This is a genomic window from Paracoccus sp. (in: a-proteobacteria), from assembly GCF_047973135.1.
Classification (GTDB): Bacteria; Pseudomonadota; Alphaproteobacteria; order Rhodobacterales; family Rhodobacteraceae; genus Paracoccus.
Genome location: NZ_JBKEBL010000057.1, coordinates 1 through 22797, shown reverse-complemented (window position 1 = coordinate 22797; position 22797 = coordinate 1). Strand labels below are relative to the sequence as shown.

Here is a 22797-nt window from a genome sequence, read left to right as displayed (position 1 = left end):
CGTAGCCGAATTTCTTGACTTGTCCGCAGTAGGTTTGGGCTCAAAGCAGAAATTCACCACGAAATGAACGGGTGGTTCAGTCTAGGTCTATCGGCTATTCTTGGCAAGATTGCCCGGCCAAGGTTATTGCGACCGGGCGGCAGGCAGCCGGGACTATGCGCAACCTCTGCCGTCAAGCAGATACCCTGCCCCTGCGTGCCGGGCGGGGGGTCCGGGGGGCGCAGCGCCCCCGGCCATCGCGGGACGCAAATCATCCGGCGGTGACGTCACACCTCGGTTTCCGGCAAGACGCGCCTTACGCCGGCCTCGCTCCGCCCGGCTGACGGGCCAGCAGCTTGTCGGTCGCGATATAGGCCAGCACCGCCACGACGATGCCGTTCAGCGGCGGAATGCCCGGAGTCAGATAGGCGGCAAGGCATCCCAGCACATAGCCCGCCAGCCCGGCCCGGTTGATCGCCGGAAAATCGGTGCTGGCGATCAGGGGATAGCTGCCGCGATGCTTGTAGAAATAATCAGCCATGATCACGCCTCCGATGGGCGGGATGAATGTGCCCAGAAGCAGCAGGAACGGAATCAGATACAGGTCGATCCGCATCAGCGCCAGAACCGTGCCGATCACCGCGCCGATGATCGTGACCAGCCTGCGCCTGTCGGTGGCAAAGCCGGTGCAGCCCACCGCCGAGAAATTATAGATCGTATTGTCCTGCGTCGTCCACAGGTTCAGGAACAGCATCAGGATACCCAGCACGGTCAGCCCCTGCACGACCAGCACATCGACCACGTCGGCCTGCTGATAGACCAACGCGCCAATCGCCCCCGTCGCGATCATCAGCCCGTTGCCCAGAAAGAACGCAACCAGCGCGCCCCAGACCGCATGACTGGCACGCGCGGCAAAGCGGGTCCAGTTCGTCGCCTGTGTCCCACCCGACACGAAGGTGCCGAACACCATCGTGATCGCCGTACCGACACCCAGTGTCGTTCCCGGCTGGATACCCGCCAGCCCCGACCAGCCGCCCGCATCGCCCATCGCGATCCACAGCGACACGGCCAGCAGCAGCACCATCAGGGGGACCGAGACGATGGACAGCAGTTCAAGCCCGCGATAGCCGATATAGGCGGTCCAGCAAAAGGCCATGCCAAACAGGATCATCAGCGCCCCGGCCAGCGTCGCATGCGCCTCGGGGTCCAGCCCGATCAGGCGCAGCAGCACCACGGCCATGGTGGCGGTGCCCCAGCCATACCAGCCAATCTGCGTGAACCCCAACACCAGATCAGGGATCCGCGCGCCGATCCGGCCAAAGCCGAACCGGCTGAGCAGCGCCGTGTTCAGCCCGGTGCGAAAGCCGATCAGGCTAAGCACGGCGACATAAAGCCCCAGCAGAAGGTTTCCGGCCAGGATGATCATCACCAGATCGGGCCACATCGGAAAGGCCAGACCTATCCGGCCTCCGGCGAACATCGTCGCGGTGAAGAAGGTGAAACCCAGCAGCACGACGCAAAGCGACGCCAGCCCCTTGCGCGCCGACATCGGCACCTCGGACAGCGGGTAATCCTGGGTTTCACCGGCAGATTTCTCGTCGTCGTCCTTCGGGGTCATCTGAACACCTCCCTGTTGTCAGTCTTCCGCAATATCCTCCAGCCACAATTCCATATTGCCCGGCACCGCCAGAAAGCGGCGCATGGCGTCCTTGCAGCCTGCATCGTCCAACAATGTGACCTCGACCCCGCGCTCGCGCAGGAAATCGATATTGCCATCGAAATTCTCGGCCTCGCCCACGACGACACGCGGAATACCGAATTGCAGGATCGTGCCGGTACACATCATGCAGGGGCTAAGCGTGGTATACAGGACCGTGTCGCGATAGCTGCGCTGGCGGCCGGCCTTGCGCAGGCAGTCCATCTCGCCATGCGCGATGGGGTCGCCCTGCTGAACACGCTGGTTATGCCCGCGCGAGACGATCTGCCCCCCGCGCACCAGAACCGCGCCGATGGGCAGACCGCCATCGGCCATGCCCCGTTCGGCCTCGGCCAGCGCCTCGGCCATGAATTTCCGGTCCTGATCCTCTGTCGTCTCGCTGCCCATCGCATCGGCCCCTTCTTGCGGTATCGGTTCTTCCGGCCAAGTCTTACCCCATTTTGTACAGCCTTCCACAGGCAGCATCGCCAAAGCAATCCCGTCAAAGGCATTTCAGGTCCGGTACCCCGAATTTTTTACCATTTGCTCAAATATGTACCGGCAATGCCGATGCCCTGCGCGGCGCGGGGGCGGAAAGGCCCGCAGGGCGAGAACAGATCGCCGGGGCAATTCCGCGACAAGGCGTCACCCCGCCGCAGGCTATGGCTGGGGGTCCGGGGGGCGCAGCTCCCCCGGCCACCGCGGGACGCAATCCTTGCGGCGGTGACGTCGCACCAAGGTTTCCCGGCAAGGCGCGGCCAGCGGGGGGGGGCCGGGGCGCGGGCTCAGATTACAGGCGATAGAGCGCGCTGAATTTCTGTTCCAGATAATCCAGCAGCGGCTCCGGGCTGATTGCGGCGTTACAGGCTTCCTCGATCAGCCTGCGGGGTGGCATCAGGCTGCCGTGGCGCTGGACATTCTCTCGCAGCCATTCGACTCCGGGCGCGGCATCGCCACGCGCCAGAGCCTCGGGCAGGTCGGGCACGGCACGAATCAGGGCAGCATTCAGGCAGCCGGCATAGACATTCCCAAGCGCATAGGTCGGGAAATAGCCGAATAGCCCCACTGACCAGTGCACATCCTGCAAGACCCCGTTTGCCGGGCGGTCCACAGCAACCCCGAAATCGCGCAGGAAACGGGCGTTCCACGCCTCGACCAGATCCCCGGTGTCCAGACGCCCGGCGATCAGGTCGCGTTCAAGGTCAAAGCGCATCATGATATGCAGGTTATACTGGATCTCGTCTGCCTCGGTACGGATATAGCCGGGCGTCACACGGTTGACCGAGGCATAGAAGGCATCAGCGTCGGTTATGTTCAGCCCGTCAAAGGCATCGGCCATGCGGTGAAACAGCCATCCCGCAAAGGCCCTGCCCCGGCCCATCTGGTTTTCATAGATGCGGCTCTGGCTTTCATGAACGCCCATCGACACGCCGCGCCCGAGGGGCGTGAAGGCGTAATCCTGATCTATGCCCAGTTCATAGCTGGAATGGCCCACCTCGTGGATCGTCGAATAGATGCAGTTGAAGGGATCGGTCTCGACCACGCGGGTGGTGATCCGGCTGTCCTGCCAGCGGCCGCTGCTGAAAGGATGCACGGCCAGATCGATCCGGCCCCGCGTCCAGTCATAGCCAAAGGCCGTGGCGCAGGCGCGCGACAGGCGCAACTGGGTTTCCTGCGGAAAATGACCGCCAAGCGGTCGGGGCTGGAAATCGGCACCCAGCACATCCTCGCGCAGGGCGACCAGACGCGGGCGCATGGCGTCGAACAACGCCGCGATTTCGGCCCCGGTGGTGTCGGGTTCGTAATCGTCCAGCAGCGCATCATACAGATCACCGCCATCTGCCAGTGCCGCCGCCTCTTCGCGCTTGAGCATCAGCACCTGATCCAGCGTCGGCAGGAATTCGTCGGGCGCATCATTGGCGCGCGCCTCGGCCCAGATCCCCTGTGCCAGCGAGGTGAGCCGCGCCAGTTCCGCCGCCAGGCGCGCGGGAACCCGGCTGGTGCGGGCGAAATCGCGGGCGATCAGTTCGGCGATGCGGGTCTCGACCTCGGTTTGCGGCTGTGCGTCGGCCAGCCATTCGCCGATGCGCGGATCGGTGCGGCGGTCGTGCAGCACCTCTTCCATGGCGGCGATTTCTTCGGCGCGCTGTTCGGTCGCGCCGCGCGGCATGACGGTTTCCTGATCCCAGCCCAGCCGCTCGGCAACCGAGGACAGCGCCTCGGTCTGGCGCTGGAAGGCAAGCAAATCGTTAAAGGCGCTCATCGAATGGTCCCCCTGACCGAGGTTTCAAATGGGTAACGTGCATGGGCGCGGGCGCGGATGATCAGCGCGAACAAGGCGATTGCGCCAAGCTGATGGGTCAGCGCCAGAGGCAGGGGCGATCCGTGCAGCACGTTCATGATGCCCAGCCCCACCTGCCCCGCCACAATGACGATCATCGCCGTAAACGCCCCGCGCGTCACCGGATGGGGCGAACGGCGGGCGCGCAACCAGACCACGACCGCAAAGATTGCCAGCAGATAGCCGGTCATACGGTGAATGAACTGCACCAGAGCCGGGTTTTCAAAGACATTCCGCCAGCCAAGCGCCGGATCCCAGATCGCCGCCGGAATCCACTCGCCGCCCATGGTCGGCCAGCCGGTATATTGCCGCCCGGCGTCGATACCCGCAACCAGCGCGCCCAGCAGGATTTGCAGGAAAGCCAGATGCATCAGCCCGGTCGCCATGGAAAACAGCCTGCCCTCGCCCGCGCGGCGTGCGCGCATCAGATCGGCCTCGGACCGGCCCAGAAGCTGCACGAACCACGCAATCAGGCCAAGGATGACAAAGGCCAGCCCCAGATGAATCGCCAGCCGGTAAGAGGCCACGCGGGTCATCCCCCCGACCAGCCCGGAACTGACCATCCACCAGCCGATGGCCCCCTGAATCCCCCCCAGCACGCCGAGGGACAGCAGGCGGGGGGTCCAGCCCGTCGGGATGCGGCGCGAGGCAAGAAAACCCACAAAACCCGCAGCCCAGACCAGCCCGACCAGCCGCCCCAGCAGCCGGTGCGACCATTCCCACCAATAAATCTGTTTGAAACCAGCCAGATCCATGTCGGGATTGACCTCGGCATATTGCGGGATCTGCTTGTAGGCGTCGAATTCGGCCTGCCACGCAGCTTCGGTCCGGGGCGGCAGCGCGCCGGTCACGGGCGCCCACTCGGTGATCGACAGCCCCGATCCGGTCAGCCGCGTCGCGCCGCCAAGTGCGATCATCGCGGCGACCATCGCGAACAGGATCACCAGCCAGACCCGGATCGCCCGTCGCGCGCCCTTTGGCGCGGCGTCGATCATGCCGGTGCGGGTGGCGGGTCGGCTGGCGGTCGGGTCCGTGACCTCCTGGAATACGGGTCGCTTGGCCATCATGGGCTCCTTTGGGGTCGGGCGGAGGTTAGGTTGCGCCTAGCGGCGGGTCAATTGCCGCAACATGCCGTGCAGGATGCGGACATCGCCGCGCGTCAGGGTCAGCCGCGACCACATGTTTCGCAGGTTCAGCCGCATGTTCGCGGCCTTGGTTTCGGGAAAGAAAAAGCCGGCCTCGGTCAGCTTTTCCTCATAGTGATCGCCCAGATGTTCGATCTCGATCCGGTCGGCGACAGTCTCGCTGTCGGCGCGGCGCAGCAGGGGCGCGGGCTCGGGCGGCAATGTGTCGCGCCCCCATTCATAGCCCATCAGCAGCACCGCCTGCGCCAGATTGAGCGACGGGAAATCCGGGTTCACCGGCACCGTGACGATGGCATTGGCGCGCGCCACATCGTCATTTTCCAGCCCCGCGCGTTCGGGGCCGAAGATGATGGCACAGCGTCCAGAGTGGTCACGCGCGGTCTGCATGGCGGTCTCGGGTGTATGCACGGGTTTGGACAGGTCGCGCCCGCGCGCGGTGGTCGCGAATGCCAGATCGATCCCCTCCAGCGCCGCGGCCAGTGTCGGATAGATGCGGGCATGATCCAGCACCCGCCCCGCCGCCCCCGAGGCCATGGCCACGGCGCGCGGATTGGGCCAGCCGTCGCGCGGATCGACCAGCCGCATCCCGGTCAGGGCGAAATTCAGCATGGCGCGGGCGGCGGCGCCGATATTCTCGCCCATCTGCGGGCGTACAAGGATGACAACAGGGGAACGGGTTTCTTGCATGACCAGCCGCATAGTCCGTCTGGAAGCGGCGGGCAAGCTGCGCTATCTGCATCCAACACGAAGGAGAACGCCATGGCCGACGCACCGCAGCTTTATCTGATGACCCCCGCCGGTGCCCAGGCCTCGGTACTGGGGCCGATTCTCGGCGATGTGATGGATCGCTTTCCGGTGGCCTGCCTGCGGATCCGCGCAGGCGCGGAAGAGGACGAACTGGGCCGTCTGGCCGATCTGGCGCGCGAGATCGCCCATGCCCGCGATGTTGCGGTCGTGATCGACGATCACGTCCGGCTGGCGCAGCGGCACGGGCTGGACGGCGTGCATCTGACCGATGGCGCCCGCGGCGTACGTGCGGCGCGCAAGGAACTGGGCGCGGATGGCATCGTTGGTGCCTTTTGCGGCAATTCGCGGCACGAGGGGATAAATGCGGGCGAGGCCGGGGCCGATTACATCAGCTTTGGCCCGGTCGGAGACAGCGCACTGGGGCGCGGTGGCCCGGCCCCGCTGGACCTGTTCGAATGGTGGTCCGAGATGATCGAACTGCCGGTCGTGGCCGAGGGTGCGCTGACACGCGACCTGATCCGCACCATCACCCCCGCCTGCGATTTCATCGCCATCGGCGCGGAAATCTGGTCCGCCAGCGACCCGGTGGCGGCGCTGGCGGAACTGTGGGGTAAATAGCGGGCGGCGCGAAATCAGGTGCGGATTTCGACGCCCAGATGTTTCGCGACGGTGAAGATGTCCTTGTCGCCGCGCCCGCACATGTTCATGACGATCAGGTGATCGGCGGGCAGGTCGGGCGCGATCTTGGCGACATGCGCCAGCGCGTGACAGGGTTCCAGCGCAGGAATGATGCCCTCGGTCTCGCAGGATAACTGGAACGCGGCCAGCGCCTCGTGGTCGGTGATGCTGACATATTCCGCGCGGCCCTGATCCTTCAGCCAGGCATGTTCGGGGCCGATGCCCGGATAGTCCAGCCCGGCGCTGATCGAGTGGCCTTCGAGGATCTGTCCTTCGGGATCCTGCAACAGATAGGTGCGGTTCCCGTGCAGCACACCCGCGCGCCCGCCCGAAAGGCTGGCGCAATGCTGCATCCGCTCGTCCACGCCCTTGCCCCCCGCCTCGACGCCGATAATGCGGACCGAAGCGTCATCGAGGAAGGGGAAGAACAGCCCCATCGCGTTCGAGCCGCCACCGATCGCCGCGATGATCGTGTCGGGCAACCGGCCCTCGCGGTCAAGCATCTGGGCGCGGGTCTCTTTGCCGATGATCGACTGAAAATCGCGCACCATCGCCGGATAGGGATGCGGACCGGCGACCGTGCCGATGCAATAGAATGTGTCGCGCACATTCGTGACCCAGTCGCGCAGGGCGTCGTTCATGGCGTCTTTCAGCGTGCCGCGCCCGCTGGTCACAGGCACCACATCAGCCCCCAAAAGCCGCATGCGGAACACGTTCGGGGCCTGCCGTTCGACATCATGGGCACCCATATAGACCACGCATTTCAGCCCGAACCGCGCGCAGACAGTGGCGGTCGCCACGCCATGCTGCCCTGCCCCGGTCTCGGCAATGATGCGGGTTTTGCCCATCCGGCGGGCCAGCAGGATCTGGCCCAGAACGTTGTTGATCTTGTGGCTGCCTGTGTGGTTCAGCTCGTCCCGCTTCATGTAGATTCGGGCTCCGCCCAACCGCTCGGTCAGCCGTTCGGCGAAATACAGCGGCGAGGGCCGGCCCACATAATGCGTCCACAGGTCGTCCATCTCGGCCCAGAAGGCCGCGTCGGTCTTGGCACGCTCGTATTCGGCCTCAAGGTCAAGGATCAGCGGCATCAGCGTCTCGCTGACGAAACGACCGCCATAAATGCCAAAGCGGCCCTGCTCGTCGGGTCCGTTCCTGAAGCTGTTCACCAGATCATCGGCCATGAGTTTCTGCCTTCGCGGTTGAGATGGGCACCAGAGGGGGTTCTATCGCCGATACGGAACGGGGTGAAGCCCATGCGGTCACAGAAGCGATGCACAGCAACCCTGGATCTTCAGCCGGTCCCAAGCCCGGCAAGCCGCCTTTTTACCGAAACATGGGGTCTTTGCTCCGCCTATATTGAACCGGTTCGATCATGTCGGCTGGCTATCCCCGGCCAGATATGATAGACATCGCAATACTGGTGGACCCGAGGGAAGGGTCTCGTCCGTCTTGGGGCGATGTTCCTGACACGATCATGGACAGCCAGACAGGTCGCCGTTTTTCGTTGGCGACCGTCAGTAGACGTCACCATTTTTCGGCCGGGTTCAGGTCCGGCGCGCCGGTTGCATGACGGGACCGCGCCGGGCAGACGCGAAACTTTGGGGCGTGCGGTGATTTTTTTTCCACATTCGACACGTAAGACGGACGGGATTTCACAGGTTTCGTCCGAAATAATTCACATCGGAAGGTGATTGATGAAACTTAGAATGGCAGCCTTTCTCATATCGTTATTTTATCTTGTAAGCCCTCTGCATGCAGAGGGAACCAAAACCTTTATCATCGGTGCGGAAACACCGGTTTCATCGCTGATTACGGCACGAAGTGTCGAGGCCGTCCACTACTGGGTGAACAGCAATCTGTTCGAACCCCTGACCCTGCATCTTGACAACAAGGGTACCGTCACGCCGGGGCTTGCGGAATCATGGGAAGGTTTCAACAAATCGACCAGGTTTGAATTCAAGATTCGTGACAATATCACATGGTCAGACGGAACACCTATCGACGCGGCATCGATTCGGGAAAGCTTTCTGGGTTTGATAAAGAACAACAAGATGCAGCCGGCAATGCTGCTGAAATATGTCGAAGGTGCCAGCGCCTTTCGAAACGGCAGCGGGGATGCTTCGGCAGTGGGCGTCAAGGCGCTTGACGGGAACATTCTGGAATTTCGGCTGACAGAGCCATTGCGGGACTTTCCAGGGTTTCTGACCGACCCCTCGCTTGCCCCGATGCCCGTGCATCTGTTCGATGTCTATGACGAAAATTTCGACAAGGCACCGGGATCGGACTGGGCGTTTTCGGGTCCGTACATGATTACCAAGGTCGATGGCACGGACTTCACAGCAGAACGGAATCCCCGGTTCTACGATCAGACATTGACACATATTGACGGGTTCAGGTTCAAGATTATCGAGCGCAACCTTGCGCAGGCCCTGCAGATGCTGGAAAAGGGCGATCTGGACATGGCAACGATGTATATCAGCACGCAAGAGGATTTCAAAAAGCTGTTTCTTGGCGATTACGTGATCAGCACGCCGCAGCTTTCGACGACGCATTGGCTGCCGAATGTCACCAAACCGCCACTTGACGATGCCGATATTCGCAGGGCGCTGTATATGGCGATCGAGGATAATATCGGCGGGATGGTTGATGGTACGGTCAGCCAATATGTCCTGAGAACGCAGATTGCGTCAATCATGCCGGACTATCCGGGCGATGTTTTTCCTTCATGGCATGACAAGGATTATCAGGCCCGGCGGCAAGAGGCGTTGGCGATTCTGACAGAGAAAGGTTATACGAAGGAAAATCCGTTACAGCTTTCCATCTCTGTTTCGGATCACGAAATGCATCAACGCTCGGCGAATGTCACGGTGGCGATGTGGTCATTTCTTCCCGTGAAAATAGAGGTCAAGACCTATACTACACTCGACTTCATCCAGATGTTGCAGAAAAGGGATTTCATGATCTCCAGATCATCATGGATGAGCCCGGTGGATTTGACGTATGATATGTTAAGCGGATACAGCTGAGAGACCACAGCGAATTACGGCGGGTGGACCAACGCCGCGTATGATGAATATCTGCGCCTGTCACAGGAGCAGACTGACATAGAAGAAACGAAGAAATATCAGCGCATGGCGTTGCAGGTTCTACAGGACGATGCCGGACGCTTTCCATTGTACTATCGTCAGCAATTCGTCTTGTTGTCGCCGCGGTTCGAGGCGACAGAGAACGGGAATTTGCAGCGCAGTGCGCTGCGGCAAATTCGCCCCAAGGCCATGGCGTCAAATTAGGCGCACAGGATGACGCGGTGCCTGCCGCGTCATCCCCTTCCCCGCTGCGCAACCACGCTTAACAGCGCCAGAAGGCCCGATCCCGCCATCAGAAAGACCGAAACCGCGTTCAGTACCGGGGTCGAGCCAACCTTGACCATACGGTCATACATGGTGATCGTCAGCGGCGCGTCGGAACCGACCAGCATCAGCGTCGTGTTGAAATTCTCGAACGAGACCAGAAAGGCCACGACAAAGGCTGAAAACAGCGCCGGAAACAGGAAAGGCAGGGTGATCGTGCCCAATACCCGCAGCCGGCTTGCGCCAAGGTTCAGCGCGGCCTCTTCCAGCGCGATGTCGAATTTCTGCAACCGGGCGGCGATGACCAGCGATGTGATCGTCGTCAGAAACGAGAATTGCCCCAGCACGATCAGCGGAATACCCGGTCGCAGCCATTTCAGGTTCACCCCGGTCAGCGCGTCGATACCGTTTGCGACCGCACTGGCCAGAACCAGGATCGAAATCCCCAGAATGACCCCCGGAATGACCAGCGGAATGACCATCAGCACATAGAGAAACCCCTTGAACGGAAACTCTTTTCGCACGAACAGAAAGGCGTTGCAGGTGCCCGCCGCCACCGACATGGCCGAGACGATCATCCCGATCCAGACCGAGTTTTTCAGCCCCCGCAGCAGGCGTTCATCGTGGAACATGCCCAGCTTCGGCTCGGTATCGTTAAAGAACCAGTCCAGCGTGAACCCCTGCCAAGGCAGCGCGGGAAACATCGAATCGTTGAAGGCAAAGATGCCCGCCGCCAGCAATGGCGCGACCAGATAGACGAAGAACAGCACCACATAGCTGCGATAGACCGCCGTCAGGACCGGGGAAGAATATGCAACCGCCATGGCGTTATTCCTTTGCCACGGTAGTCGCCAGGCTTTGCCCGGTCAGCCGCAGACCCAGCCACACCACCAGCGAGGTAAAGGCCAGCAGCAGCACCCCGAAAGTCGCCCCTGCTTCCCAGTTATAGCGGGTGATGAACTGGTTATAGATCTGTTCGGTGAACCAGCTGCTGTTCTTGCCGCCCAGAAGGATCGGGGTCAGATAGCTGCCAGCGGCCAGCATGAAAGTAATGATGCAGCCCGCCACGACGCCCGGCATGGCATAGGGAACGATGATGCGCCGGAACACGGTAAAGCGGCTGCCGCCCAGATTATAGCCCGCCTCCAGCAGGGCGTCGTCCATGCCGTCCAGTGTGGATACCAGCGGCACGATCATGAACAGGACGACCGTATAGACCAGCCCGATCACCACGGTGACATCGTTATACAGCAATTCGACCGGGCCGCTGACCAGCCCCGCCCATTGCAGAAAGCCCGACACCAGCCCGGTTTCCCGCAACAGCACGATCCAGCCAAAGGCGCGGACCAGATCGCTGACCCACAGCGGAATCAGGCACAGCAGGAACAGCGCCGCGCGCGACTGCCTGCGGGCGATCTTGGCGATGTAATAGGCGACGGGAAAGCCGATCAGCAGCGTCAGGATAGTCACAAGGATCGACATCCACGCCGTGCGCAACAGCGTGTTCCAATAAATCGGTTCGCCCAGAAAGGCGGTGTAATTGCCAAAACCCAGCTCATATTGACGCGGCCCGACCTTTTCGCGCAGCGAGTAATAGCCGATGCCAAGCTGCGGCAGAACGATCAGCAGCACGATCCACAGTAAGAACGGCGCCATCAGCAGGAACAGCGACAGCCGGCCCGCGTCGCGCCGCATCACGCTGCCCCGCCTGCAAAGCACAGCGCCCGGTCGGGTGGCCACGAAATCTGCACCTGCTGGCCTTGCGACAGGTCGCTGGCGCCGGCCTGATCGGCGACTTCGATCAGCTTGCCGCTGGCGGTGCGCACCAGAACGCGGCTGTTTGCGCCGTTGAACAGCAGGCTGTCAACCGTGCCGGTCAGGGTGCAGCCCTCGGCCCCCGCGCCGATGGACAGAACCTCGGGCCGGACAAAGACCTCGACCGCGCTGCCCGGCGGTTCGCTGGCCGCGCCCGGACTTGCAAGAACCGTCTCGCCCCCGTCCAGCACCACCTGCGCAATACCATCCGCCAGCCGCTGGACCCGGCCCGGCCAGCGGTTGCTGTCGCCCACAAAGCCCGCCACGAACCCCGAGGCCGGGCTGGAATACAGTTCTTTCGGCGGGCCGATCTGTTCGAACCGGCCCGCATTCATCACCGCGACATTGTCAGACATCACCAGCGCCTCGGACTGGTCATGGGTGATATACAGGAATGTCGTCTCGAACTGGTGCTGCAACTGCTTCAGCTCGATCTTCATATGTTCGCGCAGCTTCAGATCCAGCGCGCCAAGCGGTTCGTCCAGCAACAAAACATCGGGTTCCAGCACCATGCAGCGGGCGATGGCAATGCGCTGTTTCTGCCCGCCCGACAATTGCGAAATCTGCTTGCCCTCGACGCCGGGCAGGCCCACCCGGTCCAGAACGGATTTCACCTTTTCCGCGATCCGCGCCTTGCCCTCGCCCCGGCAGCGCAGACCATAGGCGATATTCTCGCCGACATTCATCATCGGAAACAGCGCCAGATGCTGAAACACCATCTTGACGTTGCGCTTGTTTGGCGGATCGCCCAGAACCGAGCGGCCCTTGATCTGGATGTCACCCTCGGTCGGGTTTTCGAACCCCGCGATCATCCGCATCAGCGTGGTCTTGCCGCATCCCGAAGGGCCAAGGATCGAAAAAAATGATCCACCGGGGATTTCCAGTGACACGTCCTTGACCGCGGTAAAGCGGCCAAAGCGTTTCGTGACGTGATCGCAGCGCAGGTCAAACATCGTCATCCTCGGAAAGTGGCGTCGAACAGGGGCCGCGCGGGGATGTGCCCCGCGCGCGGCAAACCGTTACTGGGCGGCCTTGATCCGCTCCAGCGCGATGCCTTCCATATCCTCAAGGCCCGGCGGGATATTGGCAAAGAACTTGAGGTTATCCAGATCCGCCTGAGTAAAGGCCGCCTGAACAGCGCCGCGCATGGCGTCGGGCAGCAGGTCGATCCCGTCCGGCACGGCGGCAATCGCCCCGGTCGAGGCCGACATCTGCGTCACGTTTTCCGGGCGCAGGACAAAGTTGATCCATTTATAGGCGGCATCGTCGTTTTCGCCCCCGCGCGGGATGGCGAATGTGTCGATCCATGCCAAAGCGCCGGTTTCCGGTGGCACAAAGACGATATCGGGGTTTTCGTTATACAGCTTGAAGGCGGTGGAATCCCAAGTCTCGGACAGAACAACCTCGCCCGACAGCATCAGGCTGGACAGGTCGTCGCCGCCGGTCCAATAGGTCTTGATGTTGGCCTTGCAGGCGATCAGCTTTTCCGTGACCTTGTCCAGCATGTCCTGATAGGCGGCGGGGTCGGCATACAGGTCGAACGGGTTCACGCCCATGCCGAAAGCCGTTCCCAGCAGGATCGTCCGGCGCAGCCGCATCGAGGTCTTGCCCTGATATTTCGGATCGCACAGATCGTTCCAGCTTTTCGCGTCGGGGGCCTGTTTCTTGTTGGCCATGATGCCCGAGGTGCCCCATTGATGCGGCACTGCGTAAACCTGACCGTCGATGGTGGTATTCGCCTTGACCCCTTCCAGCAGATTCGGAGACATCTTGTCCGTGTCGATCTGTGACAGATCCAGCGGCTTGTAGATATCATATTCCTGCTGCGCCGCGAAAATCCGGTCATGGCTGGGCTGCGCCAGATCGTAACCGCCGCCGCCCGTCGCGCGCAGTTTCGCAATCATTTCCTCGTTGTTCGAAAACGTGACCTCGACGTCAATATCGGGATACTCCGCTTCGAACGCCTTGATCAGGCCTTCCGGCGCATAGCTGCCCCAGGTCAGCAGGCGCAGCGTGTCGGCCGAGGCGCCGGTGGCCAGCGCAAGGCTCAGCACGCTGCCTGCAAGCACCGATGTGATGGTATGTGACATTGAACGCTCCCTGAAAAATCGTTGGTCTTTTGCCGAAACGGCCTGCGGGCAATTGCCGCCGTGGCGGTTCAACCTTGCCCGCATTTCCCCCTGTGATCCACTAAACTGTCGAATCCTCCCCCTCGAAAGGTCCATTTCGGACTGCATAACAGGCCAATCACCATCCAAGCCGGTCCCTGATACGGTAATATTCCACCGCAAAAGGCAGGAACCACGGCTTGCCGCGGTAATATGGCCGCGCCGGAAAGGGGATGCCGACAAGCCCTGCGTCCCCATGCCCCAACAGCCGCGCGGCGGTTTTCATGCCCAGATAACTGGCCATCCCCACACCTGACCCGCAATAGCCCATTGCGTAATGCACCCGATCTCGGGTGCCGGTATGGGCCAGAGTGTCGAAACTGTAACCGACGAAACCCATCCAGGAATGGCTGATCCGGGTTCCCTGAAGCTGCGGAAAGATGCGCAGCATTTCGGCATGAAGCCTGCGCGCGCTGCTGCGCGGGTCGGTTTCAGCGGCGTTGACGCGGCCTCCGAACAGGATGCGCCTTCGATCAGGCGAGGCGCGGAAGTAATAGACCACGCGGCGGCTGTCCGACAGGATCCGCCCTTTCGGGATCAGTTCATCCATTAGCGCGGGCGGCAATTCTTCGGTCGCAATGATATAGCTGCCAACGGGAATGATCCGGCGTCGATGCCAGGGCGACAACGCGCCGCTGTAACCGTTTGTCGCCAGAATGACATCGCGGGCACGGATCGTGCCGCGCGTGGTCGTGACCGTCGCGCCATCCGCATCCGGGCTTAGCGCCGTGGCCCGAGTCTGCGGGACCAGCATCACCCCCGCCCGCAGCGCCAGATCGACCAGGGCCCGGTGATAGCGGCCGGGGTCAATTGCGGCGTGATCGTGATAGACCACGCCGCCATGGTAATAGTCGCTGCCGATCTCGGCCCGCTGCGCCTTGCGCGGGATGATCGTCACCGGGGTGGTGAAAGCGGGGGGCTGTTGTTCGCCTGCGGCCTTCAGCGCGGCAAAGGCACGGGCACTGTGGGCGGCGTGAAACCGTCCGCAGACCTGAAATCCGCAATCAAGCCCCTCGGCCCGCACGAAACCTTCGATAAAGGCGCGCGAGGCAAAGCCGTCCGCGATGATCCGGGCAGCAGTTTCCGCTCCGTGGCGGCGGGTCAGTTCGGCCAGCCCCGGCTTGACCGAGTTGCTGATCTGCCCGCCGTTACGTGTGGAACAGCCCTGACCGATCGCCTGGGCGTCCAGCATCACCACATGACGCCCTGCCCGCGCCAGCCGCAGCGCGGCATGCAGGCCCGTATAGCCCGAACCGATCACAACATGGTCGGCCTTCGCAGGCAGGTCCGCCGGGTCAGCAGCGGCCAGAGGGCTGTCGTCCCACCAATAGGGCGTATCGCGGAAATCGGGGGTGAAAATCCCGCTCATTCGGCCTCGCTGACCTGATAGGCGGCTTTCGCCAACCATTCCGGCGCAATCTCGACCCCCCAGCCGGGGGCATCCGTGACCTCGGCCTTACCATCGCTGATGCGATAGGGATCGTTGACGAACAGCCCCTCTTGCCACGGGTAATAATCCGCGCCCTCGATGGAAAACTCCAGATATTTTCCGGCATTCGGGATCGCGCGCAGCACATGCATGGTGAACAGCGTCACCAGCGACAGGTTCGCGCAATGCGGCGTGACCGGCAGGCCCGCAGCTTCGGCCATCCGCGCAACCTGCAACATGCGGCAGATCCCCCCCACATACATCACATCAGGTTGGACGATATCGACGGCGCGCATGCCGATCATCCGTTGCCATGTCGGGATCATGCAATCCTGTTCGCCCCCGGTCACGTCGATTTCCAGCGCCTCGGCCACCTGCCGGGTCTGGTCCAGTTCCCAATAAGGACACGGTTCCTCGTAATGCGAGATGCCATGCGCCTGAAGCATGCGGCCATATTCAATCGCCTGCGCCGGGCTGTAGCAGGAATTGGCATCGACCAGCAGCGCCACATCCTCGCCCCGGAAGGCATTGGCGATGGTGGGAATGATTTCCTCGGTCCGGCCCGGCCATTCATCCTGACCACGCCCGACCTCGGCCCCGATGCGGAACTTGAAGGCGTCAAAGCCGTATTTGTCGCGCAACCTCTGAAAGCGCCGCGCCTCATCCGCCGGGGTAATATCGCGCTTCATCGACGAGGCATAGGCCCGCAGCTTGCCCGGCCTTCCCCCCAGCAGCGCCGTTACCGGCAGCCCCGCCTGCTTGCCGCGCAAATCCCAGATCGCGGTGTCCAACCCCCCCATGGCGCGGCAAATATAGGAACCGGGAAATTTATGCTCGCGTTCCTGTATCAGGTCCAGATGATCGTCCAGATCCACGATCTTGCGCCCCAGGGTCCATGGCGCGACCTGCCGGTGCAGCACCTGCGCGGCAATGTCGGAATGATAGGTCGAGAGCTGGCCCCAGCCCGTCGCCCCGGTGTCATCGGTGATCCGGGTGAAGGCCACGAACGGGTTGCAGAAGGTTTCGATCTTTTTGATCCGCATGGCCCCGGCCCCGATGATGACTTTGATGCCGAATATGGTTGCAATCGGTTTGGGAAATAAGGTCCACTTTGGACTGTCTGACAGTCCAATCGGTTAATCGGATGACGAAATACGCAGGCGGTGCTTTGATCCCGCCTTTCAGCCTGAACCGCGACAGCCGGGCGACGATCACGGCCCAGCTTGTGCAGGCGCTGCGCAACCTGATCCTGTCGGGCCAGCTTGGCGCGGGCCAGAAACTGCCCGCCAGCCGGACACTGGCCCGCGATCAGGGGGTGTCGCGGACTACGGCGGTCAATGCCTATGAACAACTGACCGCCGAGGGGCTGATCTGTTCACGCGTCGGCTCGGGCAGCTTTGTCAGCGACACCGTACCCGCCCCTGCCGCGCCGCAAGGCCGCCGAACCGCGACCGCCAGTCCGATGCCGCGTCTTGCCGCGCTGAGTACCGAGGCGTCGGACCACTATTTTCCGCGTCTGGCCCATCCCGACACGCCGCGCGCCTTTATCACCGGAATGCCCGCTTTCGACGTCTTTCCGATGACGCTGTGGTCGCGGCTGGTCGCGCGATACTGGCGCAGCTCTCGCGGCCCGGTCATGAGCTATCCCGATCCCTGCGGCCTGCCTGAATTGCGGCAAGCCGTCTGCCAGCACCTGCGCGCCAATCGTGGCATCGCCTGTTCGCCGGACGAAATTTTCATCTTCAACGGCGCGCAGGACGCGTTCAACCGGATCGGCAACATGCTGCTGGATCCGGGCGACCGCGTCTGGTTCGAAAACCCCGGCGCGATCGGGGCGCGCAACAGCTTTATCTCTTGCGGGGCGCGTCTGGTACCGGTGCCGGTGGACGATCAGGGGCTGAACGTTGCCGCCGGACAGGCCGCTGCACCCGATTTCCGGCTGGCTTTCGTGACCCCCGCGCATCAGCACCCTCTGGGTGTCACCATGTCGGCCGAGCGCAGGTTCGAGCTGTTGCAGGCGGCCGAAGTGGCGGGTGCCTGGATCGTCGAGGACGATTATGTCGGCGAATTTCACTATGGCACCCATGCTCAGCCGCCGTTGAAGGGATTGGATGCCTCGGGCCGGGTGATCTATGTCGGCACGTTTTCCAAGGCGTTGTTCCCTGCGCTGCGACTGGGATATGTCGTGTCACCACCTGAACTGGTGCCGATATTCCACCGGATCGCCGGGGCGATGATGCATGGCGCGGCGGCCAGCATGCAATCTGTGGTTGCCGATTTCATCGCGCAGGGCCATTTCGCCGCCCATCTGCGCCGGATGCGCGACATCTATCGCGAACGGCGCGACATGCTGATGACCGAGGCAGAGGACAAGCTGGCGGAATATGTGACCGTGCAGCCGACCGAGACCGGCTTTCACACAATCGGCGACCTTGCCCCAGGATTGGGTGCCACCCAAGTCGCGGCGGCGGCGGCGCGGGCGGGGATCGTGACCGCCCCTCTCTGTCGCTTTACCATCAAGCCGGTGACGCGGCAGGCAATCACCCTCGGGTTCAGCGCCACACCGCCGCAGATGATCGCGCGCGGGGTTGCCGATCTGGCGCGGGCGATAGGTCATGCCGAGGGCCTTGAAGGCTGACCCGTCGCAACACCAAAAGCAGCATCCAGTCCTTTGCGATTCTGGCGACAAGCGCAACAAAGGGCCAGCAGACAGCTATAGCTGACGGAAGCCGATTTGATCATCAAATTGGCGCAGCATCAGCGTAAAATCAAAGGGTTGTGGCCTGACAACAGAATCAGAAGAAAGTCGTCAGGCTATACAGGCCCGACCGCGATCATTCCAAAAGCCGGATTTCCGAAAAATCGGTGCCGGTTTCCAGAAGAAATCCTGCAAGATCAAAAAAACAGCGGGACGGGTTGCCCGTCCCGCTGAATGGTCACATCGCCCGCTTGCGGCGCGTCAGCTTTCGTTACGGCGCCGGAACAGGGCAAGCAGGCCGGCTCCGGTCACAACCAGCGGCAACCCGGCAGGCAGCGGAATCGGCGAGGGTGCCGGCGTCCGCGTGATCACCGACCACGACCCGATCTCAAGATCGCCGGAATTGTCCCACGGGCTTGCCAGAATCCGACCGATATCGCCGGGCGAGGGCAGGAACGCCGCAAGCGCAGTGAAATCAAGGATGGCCGAGCCGGTAAAGGCAGCGCTGGCGGTCGAGAACACGTATTTCACGGCCTCCGACGGAGCGGCGGGATCCTTGTCGCTGAGATTGTACAGGCTCAGCCCGTCGCTTGCATCGAAATCGAAGGTCAGAACCCGCTCATTCCCGGTGCCGACATGGAAATTATCGGCGGTATCGCCGCCCGTACGGTCGATGAAAACATCTTGCGCGGCGGTCATCAGATCCAGCAGGGTCACGCCGTCCCAGCCATCCCCGTACAGGTCGATTTCAGAAGAAGTGCCGGTGGATTCAATCACGACGGCACCGGGATCGGTCACATCAATGGTCAGCAGGATATTCTGCTTGACGGCCGCATGAGCAGCCGGAGCGGCAAATGCAAGGCTGACGGCGACCGGTATGGCGGCCACGGGGCCGCGCAACAAAGACGCAAAATAATTGATCATCGAAATAGTCCTCATTACGCGTTTCAGAACAAATATTAATTCTGGACTATATCGACGACTTGCGCCCCCAAAGTAAATAGCCTGCGTGCATGTATATTTGGGCAGGTTATTGCCGATAACCGGCAGAAAGCCGCCGGTTCCTGCGCTCAGCCGCGATGTGCACCATCGGAAAGATCACGAACGAAATCAATTATTTCTTTCGGTTTTCGCCCCTCTCCGATCAATTTGACGATGGCGCTGCCCACAACGCAGCCATCCGCGACCGAAGCAATCTTTTCGGCGGCATCGGGGGTTGAGATTCCAAAGCCAACCACAACCGGCAGGCCGGCGGCCTTGCGGATTCGCGCAACCTCGGGGGCGACTTCGGCGGCGTTGGCGGCGGGGCCACCGGTGATGCCGGTGACGCTGACGTAATAGACAAAGCCCGAAATGTTGCGGACCACGGCGGGAAGACGGCGGTCATCGGTCGTGGGGGTGGCCAGCCGGATAAAGTTCAACCCCGCCTTCGCGGCGGGAATGCACAGTTCGGCATCCTCTTCCGGGGGCAGATCGACGACGATCAGCCCGTCAACCCCTGCCGCGACCGCATCTGCCAGAAACTGATCGACTCCGCCCGGCCGTGCATAGATCGGGTTAAAATATCCCATCAGCACCACCGGCGTGGTGTCGTCCTGTAGACGGAACTGGCGCAGCATCTCAAGCGTGCGGGTGACACTGCCCCCCGCCGCCAGCGCGCGCTGGCCCGCCGCCTGAATGGTCGGCCCGTCGGCCATCGGATCGGTGAAGGGCATGCCCAGTTCGATGACATCCACCCCAGCGCCGGGCAGGCCGCGCATGATCTCCAGCGCCGTGTCGTCATCGGGGTCCGAGGCCATCATGTAAGCCACAAAGGCCTTGCGCCCGGCCTGTTGCAGCGCGGCGAATGTCTTGTCGATCCGTGTCATCGCGACCCCTGATGTTCAACCGCATCCCTGTTACCAAAGTTCAGCGGAACCACAAGTCCGCGAAAGAACCACAGCCCCCGCGGGTGACAGCCTATTCCTCGCATACATCCAGCACCCCCGGCACGGCGCGCAAAGCCTGACGGGCGGGGGTGTTCAGGGGCATGTCACGTGCGATTTCGATCTCGATCAGGTCGTCTCCGTCGCGCAGGCGCAGAAAGACCGGCCCGCGCGATCGGGACGGGGCCGGGATGTCGGTGCCGATACGGTCCAGAACCTCGACCAGACGGGGGATCGTATCAGCGCCCTGCACCTCGACCGCAAGGCTGCCCGCACCGGCATCGGCCACCGCGTCGTCAAGCCGCGTGACGGAATTGGCCAGCATCTTGACCTGATCGCCCGAGGGTTCGACCTTGACCTGAAGGACGACATTCTCGCCCGGTTCCAGCCGGTCGCGCGCGGTGTTCAGCAGGTCGGAAAACACCGTCACCTCGTACAGCCCGGTCGGATCGGACAGGCTGACAAAGGCGTATTGCGTGCCCTTGGCAGATTTTCGCTCCATCCGCGCGGCTACGGTGCCAGCGATACTTGTCACCAAAGGCCCGCCCGCCGCCTCGGCGCTGATTTCGGCCAGCGTTTGCACCTTCTTGCGGCGCAGAGCGGGCAGGTAATCGTCCAGCGGATGCCCTGACAGATAAAATCCCACCGCCCTATGTTCCTCGCCCAACTTTTCGGCGGGCAGCCACAGCGGCGCGACGGGCGTGCGGGGCGGCGGCAGATCCTCGCCCGCGCCGAACAGCGATGACTGGTGCGAGGTCGCCTGTTCCTGCACCGCCGCCGACCACGCGACCAGCGCATCCAGCGATTTCAGCACCCTGGAGCGGTTGTCGTCCAGCAGGTCAAAGGCCCCTGCCCGTGCCAGCATCTCAAGCGGGCGCTTGCCGACACGTTTCATGTCCACGCGGCGGGCGAAATCGTGCATGTCGGCAAAGGGCCGGTCGCCGCGCGCATCCGCGATCAGGCGCATGGCCTCGACACCGACGCCCTTCAGCGCACCCAGAGCATAGTGGATCCGCCCGTCCCGGACCGTAAATCGCGGGGCCGAGCGGTTGACGCAGGGCGGCACGACACCAATGCCCATGCGGTCAGCCTCGCGCTTGTAGACGGCCAGCTTGTCGGTCAGGTGAATATCACAGTTCATGACCGCCGCCATGAACTCGACCGGGTGATTGGCCTTCAGCCACGCGGTCTGATAGCTGACCACGGCATAGGCCGCCGCGTGGGATTTGTTGAATCCGTAATTGGCGAATTTTTCCAGCAAGTCGAACACCTCGCCGGCCTTTTTTTCGGCAACGCCATTCTCGACGCTGCCCTTGATGAATTTCGGCCGTTCCTTGGCCATTTCCGAGGCGATCTTCTTGCCCATGGCGCGGCGCAGAAGGTCGGCGCCGCCAAGGCTGTAGCCGGCCATGACCTGCGCGATCTGCATCACCTGTTCCTGATAGACGATGATGCCCTGGGTTTCGGCAAGGATGTGGTCGATGCTGGAATGGATCGATTCCACGTCGCGGGCACCGTTCTTGACGTCGCAATAGGTCGGGATGTTCTCCATCGGGCCGGGACGGTACAGCGCCACCAGTGCCACAATATCCTCGATACAGGTGGGGCGCATGCGGCGCAGCGCGTCCATCATGCCGCTGCTTTCCACCTGGAACACGGCGACGGTACGGGCGCTGGCGAACAGGTCGTAGCTGGCCTTGTCATCCAGAGGGATGGCGTTGATCTGGTTTTCGGCCCCCTCGGGCGGGTCGTAAAGCTGCCGCCCGTCGGCGGCGATGTGCAGCGGACGGCCGCCGCCATTGACCAGTTCGACCGCGTTCTGGATCACTGTCAGCGTCTTCAGGCCCAGAAAGTCGAATTTGACCAGCCCGGCCTGTTCGACCCATTTCATGTTGAATTGCGTTGCCGGCATGTCGGATGCCGGGTCGCGATACAGCGGCACCAGCCGGTCCAGAGGCCGGTCCCCGATCACCACGCCCGCCGCATGGGTCGAGGCGTTGCGGTACAGCCCCTCGATCTGTTCGGCGTAATTCAGCAGGCGGCCCACGACCTCTTCCCGCGCCGCCTCGCGCAGCCGAGGCTCTTCGGCGCGGGCCTTGTTGATGCTGACGGGCTTGACGCCTTCGACCGGGATCATCTTGGACAGGCGGTCCACCTGCCCGAACGGCATTTGCAGCACCCGGCCCACATCGCGTACCGCCGCCTTGGACAGCAGCGCGCCGAAGGTGATAATCTGGCCGACCTTGTCCGCACCATATTTGTCCTGAACATACCGAATCACCTCTTCCCGGCGATCCATGCAGAAATCAATGTCGAAATCCGGCATGCTGACCCGTTCGGGGTTCAGGAACCGTTCGAACAGCAGGGAATAGCGCAGCGGATCGAGGTCGGTAATGGTCAGCGCATAGGCCACAAGGCTGCCCGCGCCCGACCCCCGCCCCGGCCCGACCGGAATGTCGTGATCCTTGGCCCATTTGATGAAATCGGCCACGATCAGGAAATAACCGGGAAAGCCCATCTGTTCGATGATGCCCAGTTCGAAATCCAGCCGCTTGTGGTATTCCCCGACCGGCACGGCATGCGGAATGACCTTCAACCGCGCCTCAAGTCCCGCGCGGGCCTGACGGCGCAGTTCCTCGACCTCGTCATCGGCGAATTTCGGCAGGATCGGCTGGTGCTTGCTGCCTGCAAAAGCGCAGCGGCGGGCGATTTCGACTGTGTTTTCCAACCCCTCGGGCAGATCGGCGAACAGGACCGCCATTTCCTCGGTCGTATTGAAATAATGCTGCGGAGTCAGACGGCGGCGGGGCGGGGACTGATCGACAT

At 62.4% G+C, this 22797-nt stretch carries 18 protein-coding genes; 3 read left to right on the top strand and 15 right to left on the bottom strand.

What is annotated here, in order from left to right; translation table 11 throughout:
• Positions 1–295: 295 nt before the first annotated feature.
• The 5 genes from codB to ACK5L9_RS05225 all read right to left on the bottom strand — a co-directional run bounded on the left by codB (position 296) and on the right by ACK5L9_RS05225 (position 5848).
• A complete protein-coding gene (codB, locus tag ACK5L9_RS05245) occupies positions 296–1597 on the bottom strand; it encodes a cytosine permease (RefSeq protein WP_416910397.1) in 1302 nt (433 codons plus the stop codon).
• A gap of 18 nt (positions 1598–1615) precedes the next feature.
• The gene (locus tag ACK5L9_RS05240) at positions 1616–2083 is read right to left on the bottom strand and encodes a nucleoside deaminase (RefSeq protein WP_416910396.1); all 468 of its coding nucleotides are present in this window, start codon (positions 2081–2083) and stop codon (positions 1616–1618) included.
• 382 nt (positions 2084–2465) lie between these two features.
• Positions 2466–3938 carry a carboxypeptidase M32 gene (locus tag ACK5L9_RS05235; RefSeq protein WP_416910395.1) on the bottom strand — a complete coding sequence of 491 codons (1473 nt, stop codon included), beginning with the start codon at positions 3936–3938 and terminating at the stop codon, positions 2466–2468.
• Positions 3935–5080, bottom strand: coding sequence for a heme A synthase (gene ctaA, locus ACK5L9_RS05230; protein WP_416910394.1), 1146 nt, complete (start codon positions 5078–5080; stop codon positions 3935–3937). Before ctaA ends, ACK5L9_RS05235 begins: the two co-directional genes overlap by 4 nt.
• Before the next feature lie 39 nt (positions 5081–5119).
• Positions 5120–5848, bottom strand: coding sequence for an RNA methyltransferase (locus ACK5L9_RS05225; protein ID WP_416910393.1), 729 nt, complete (start codon positions 5846–5848; stop codon positions 5120–5122).
• Between the two features lie 72 nt (positions 5849–5920).
• Here ACK5L9_RS05225 and ACK5L9_RS05220 point away from each other — a divergent pair, with 72 nt between their 5' ends.
• Positions 5921–6526, top strand: a complete 606-nt coding sequence (locus ACK5L9_RS05220; protein WP_416910392.1) for a thiamine phosphate synthase — start codon at positions 5921–5923, stop codon at positions 6524–6526.
• Between the two features lie 14 nt (positions 6527–6540).
• On the opposite strand, the gene trpB is transcribed toward ACK5L9_RS05220, so the two are convergent.
• Complete coding sequence (gene trpB, locus ACK5L9_RS05215) at positions 6541–7767, bottom strand: tryptophan synthase subunit beta (protein ID WP_416910391.1); 1227 nt, start codon at positions 7765–7767, stop codon at positions 6541–6543.
• Positions 7768–8292: 525 nt separating this feature from the next.
• Between trpB and ACK5L9_RS05210 the strand changes: the two genes are divergently transcribed.
• Positions 8293–9612: a peptide ABC transporter substrate-binding protein gene (locus ACK5L9_RS05210; protein WP_416910390.1), complete on the top strand. Its 1320-nt coding sequence runs from the start codon at positions 8293–8295 to the stop codon at positions 9610–9612.
• Positions 9613–9905: 293 nt separating this feature from the next.
• Here ACK5L9_RS05210 and ACK5L9_RS05205 read toward each other — a convergent pair whose 3' ends face one another.
• The 6 genes from ACK5L9_RS05205 to ACK5L9_RS05180 all read right to left on the bottom strand — a co-directional run bounded on the left by ACK5L9_RS05205 (position 9906) and on the right by ACK5L9_RS05180 (position 16391).
• Complete coding sequence (locus ACK5L9_RS05205; RefSeq protein WP_416910389.1) at positions 9906–10760, bottom strand: ABC transporter permease; 855 nt, start codon at positions 10758–10760, stop codon at positions 9906–9908.
• Between the two features lie 4 nt (positions 10761–10764).
• Complete coding sequence (locus ACK5L9_RS05200) at positions 10765–11631, bottom strand: ABC transporter permease (protein WP_416910398.1); 867 nt, start codon at positions 11629–11631, stop codon at positions 10765–10767.
• Positions 11631–12704: an ABC transporter ATP-binding protein gene (locus ACK5L9_RS05195; protein ID WP_416910388.1), complete on the bottom strand. Its 1074-nt coding sequence runs from the start codon at positions 12702–12704 to the stop codon at positions 11631–11633. The genes ACK5L9_RS05200 and ACK5L9_RS05195 overlap by 1 nt, the downstream gene beginning before the upstream one ends.
• A 66-nt stretch (positions 12705–12770) precedes the next feature.
• On the bottom strand, positions 12771–13841 hold the full coding sequence (locus ACK5L9_RS05190; RefSeq protein ID WP_416910387.1) for an extracellular solute-binding protein: 1071 nt from the start codon (positions 13839–13841) through the stop codon (positions 12771–12773).
• Positions 13842–13998: 157 nt separating this feature from the next.
• Complete coding sequence (locus tag ACK5L9_RS05185) at positions 13999–15288, bottom strand: NAD(P)/FAD-dependent oxidoreductase (protein ID WP_416910386.1); 1290 nt, start codon at positions 15286–15288, stop codon at positions 13999–14001.
• Positions 15285–16391 (bottom strand): mandelate racemase/muconate lactonizing enzyme family protein, encoded by a 1107-nt coding sequence (locus tag ACK5L9_RS05180; protein WP_416910385.1) that lies wholly within the window; start codon positions 16389–16391, stop codon positions 15285–15287. The genes ACK5L9_RS05185 and ACK5L9_RS05180 overlap by 4 nt, the downstream gene beginning before the upstream one ends.
• 101 nt (positions 16392–16492) lie before the next feature.
• Between ACK5L9_RS05180 and ACK5L9_RS05175 the strand changes: the two genes are divergently transcribed.
• Positions 16493–17986: a PLP-dependent aminotransferase family protein gene (locus tag ACK5L9_RS05175; RefSeq protein ID WP_416910384.1), complete on the top strand. Its 1494-nt coding sequence runs from the start codon at positions 16493–16495 to the stop codon at positions 17984–17986.
• 321 nt (positions 17987–18307) lie between these two features.
• Here the strand turns inward: ACK5L9_RS05175 and ACK5L9_RS05170 are convergent, their stop codons facing one another.
• From ACK5L9_RS05170 to dnaE, 3 genes are all read right to left on the bottom strand, one after another.
• Complete coding sequence (locus tag ACK5L9_RS05170) at positions 18308–18970, bottom strand: VPLPA-CTERM sorting domain-containing protein (protein ID WP_416910383.1); 663 nt, start codon at positions 18968–18970, stop codon at positions 18308–18310.
• 146 nt (positions 18971–19116) lie between these two features.
• Entirely contained in the window at positions 19117–19914 is a 798-nt protein-coding gene (gene trpA / locus ACK5L9_RS05165) for a tryptophan synthase subunit alpha (RefSeq protein ID WP_416910382.1), read from the bottom strand.
• 91 nt (positions 19915–20005) lie between these two features.
• Positions 20006–22797, bottom strand: a 2792-nt coding sequence (gene dnaE, locus ACK5L9_RS05160; protein ID WP_416910381.1) for a DNA polymerase III subunit alpha, incomplete at its 5' end; no start/stop codon positions are given.

Excerpts from the sequence above, each read along its gene's own strand:
- codB (WP_416910397.1), bottom strand. The coding sequence starts at position 1,597 with ATGACCCCGAAGGACGACGACGAGAAATCTGCCGGTGAAACCCAGGAT.
- ACK5L9_RS05240 (WP_416910396.1), bottom strand. The coding sequence starts at position 2,083 with ATGGGCAGCGAGACGACAGAGGATCAGGACCGGAAATTCATGGCCGAG.
- ACK5L9_RS05235 (WP_416910395.1), bottom strand. The coding sequence starts at position 3,938 with ATGAGCGCCTTTAACGATTTGCTTGCCTTCCAGCGCCAGACCGAGGCG.
- ctaA (WP_416910394.1), bottom strand. The coding sequence starts at position 5,080 with ATGGCCAAGCGACCCGTATTCCAGGAGGTCACGGACCCGACCGCCAGC.
- ACK5L9_RS05225 (WP_416910393.1), bottom strand. The coding sequence starts at position 5,848 with ATGCAAGAAACCCGTTCCCCTGTTGTCATCCTTGTACGCCCGCAGATG.
- ACK5L9_RS05220 (WP_416910392.1), top strand. The coding sequence starts at position 5,921 with ATGGCCGACGCACCGCAGCTTTATCTGATGACCCCCGCCGGTGCCCAG.
- trpB (WP_416910391.1), bottom strand. The coding sequence starts at position 7,767 with ATGGCCGATGATCTGGTGAACAGCTTCAGGAACGGACCCGACGAGCAG.
- ACK5L9_RS05210 (WP_416910390.1), top strand. The coding sequence starts at position 8,293 with ATGGCAGCCTTTCTCATATCGTTATTTTATCTTGTAAGCCCTCTGCAT.
- ACK5L9_RS05205 (WP_416910389.1), bottom strand. The coding sequence starts at position 10,760 with ATGGCGGTTGCATATTCTTCCCCGGTCCTGACGGCGGTCTATCGCAGC.
- ACK5L9_RS05200 (WP_416910398.1), bottom strand. The coding sequence starts at position 11,631 with ATGCGGCGCGACGCGGGCCGGCTGTCGCTGTTCCTGCTGATGGCGCCG.
- ACK5L9_RS05195 (WP_416910388.1), bottom strand. The coding sequence starts at position 12,704 with ATGTTTGACCTGCGCTGCGATCACGTCACGAAACGCTTTGGCCGCTTT.
- ACK5L9_RS05190 (WP_416910387.1), bottom strand. The coding sequence starts at position 13,841 with ATGTCACATACCATCACATCGGTGCTTGCAGGCAGCGTGCTGAGCCTT.
- ACK5L9_RS05185 (WP_416910386.1), bottom strand. The coding sequence starts at position 15,288 with ATGAGCGGGATTTTCACCCCCGATTTCCGCGATACGCCCTATTGGTGG.
- ACK5L9_RS05180 (WP_416910385.1), bottom strand. The coding sequence starts at position 16,391 with ATGCGGATCAAAAAGATCGAAACCTTCTGCAACCCGTTCGTGGCCTTC.
- ACK5L9_RS05175 (WP_416910384.1), top strand. The coding sequence starts at position 16,493 with ATGACGAAATACGCAGGCGGTGCTTTGATCCCGCCTTTCAGCCTGAAC.
- ACK5L9_RS05170 (WP_416910383.1), bottom strand. The coding sequence starts at position 18,970 with ATGATCAATTATTTTGCGTCTTTGTTGCGCGGCCCCGTGGCCGCCATA.
- trpA (WP_416910382.1), bottom strand. The coding sequence starts at position 19,914 with ATGACACGGATCGACAAGACATTCGCCGCGCTGCAACAGGCCGGGCGC.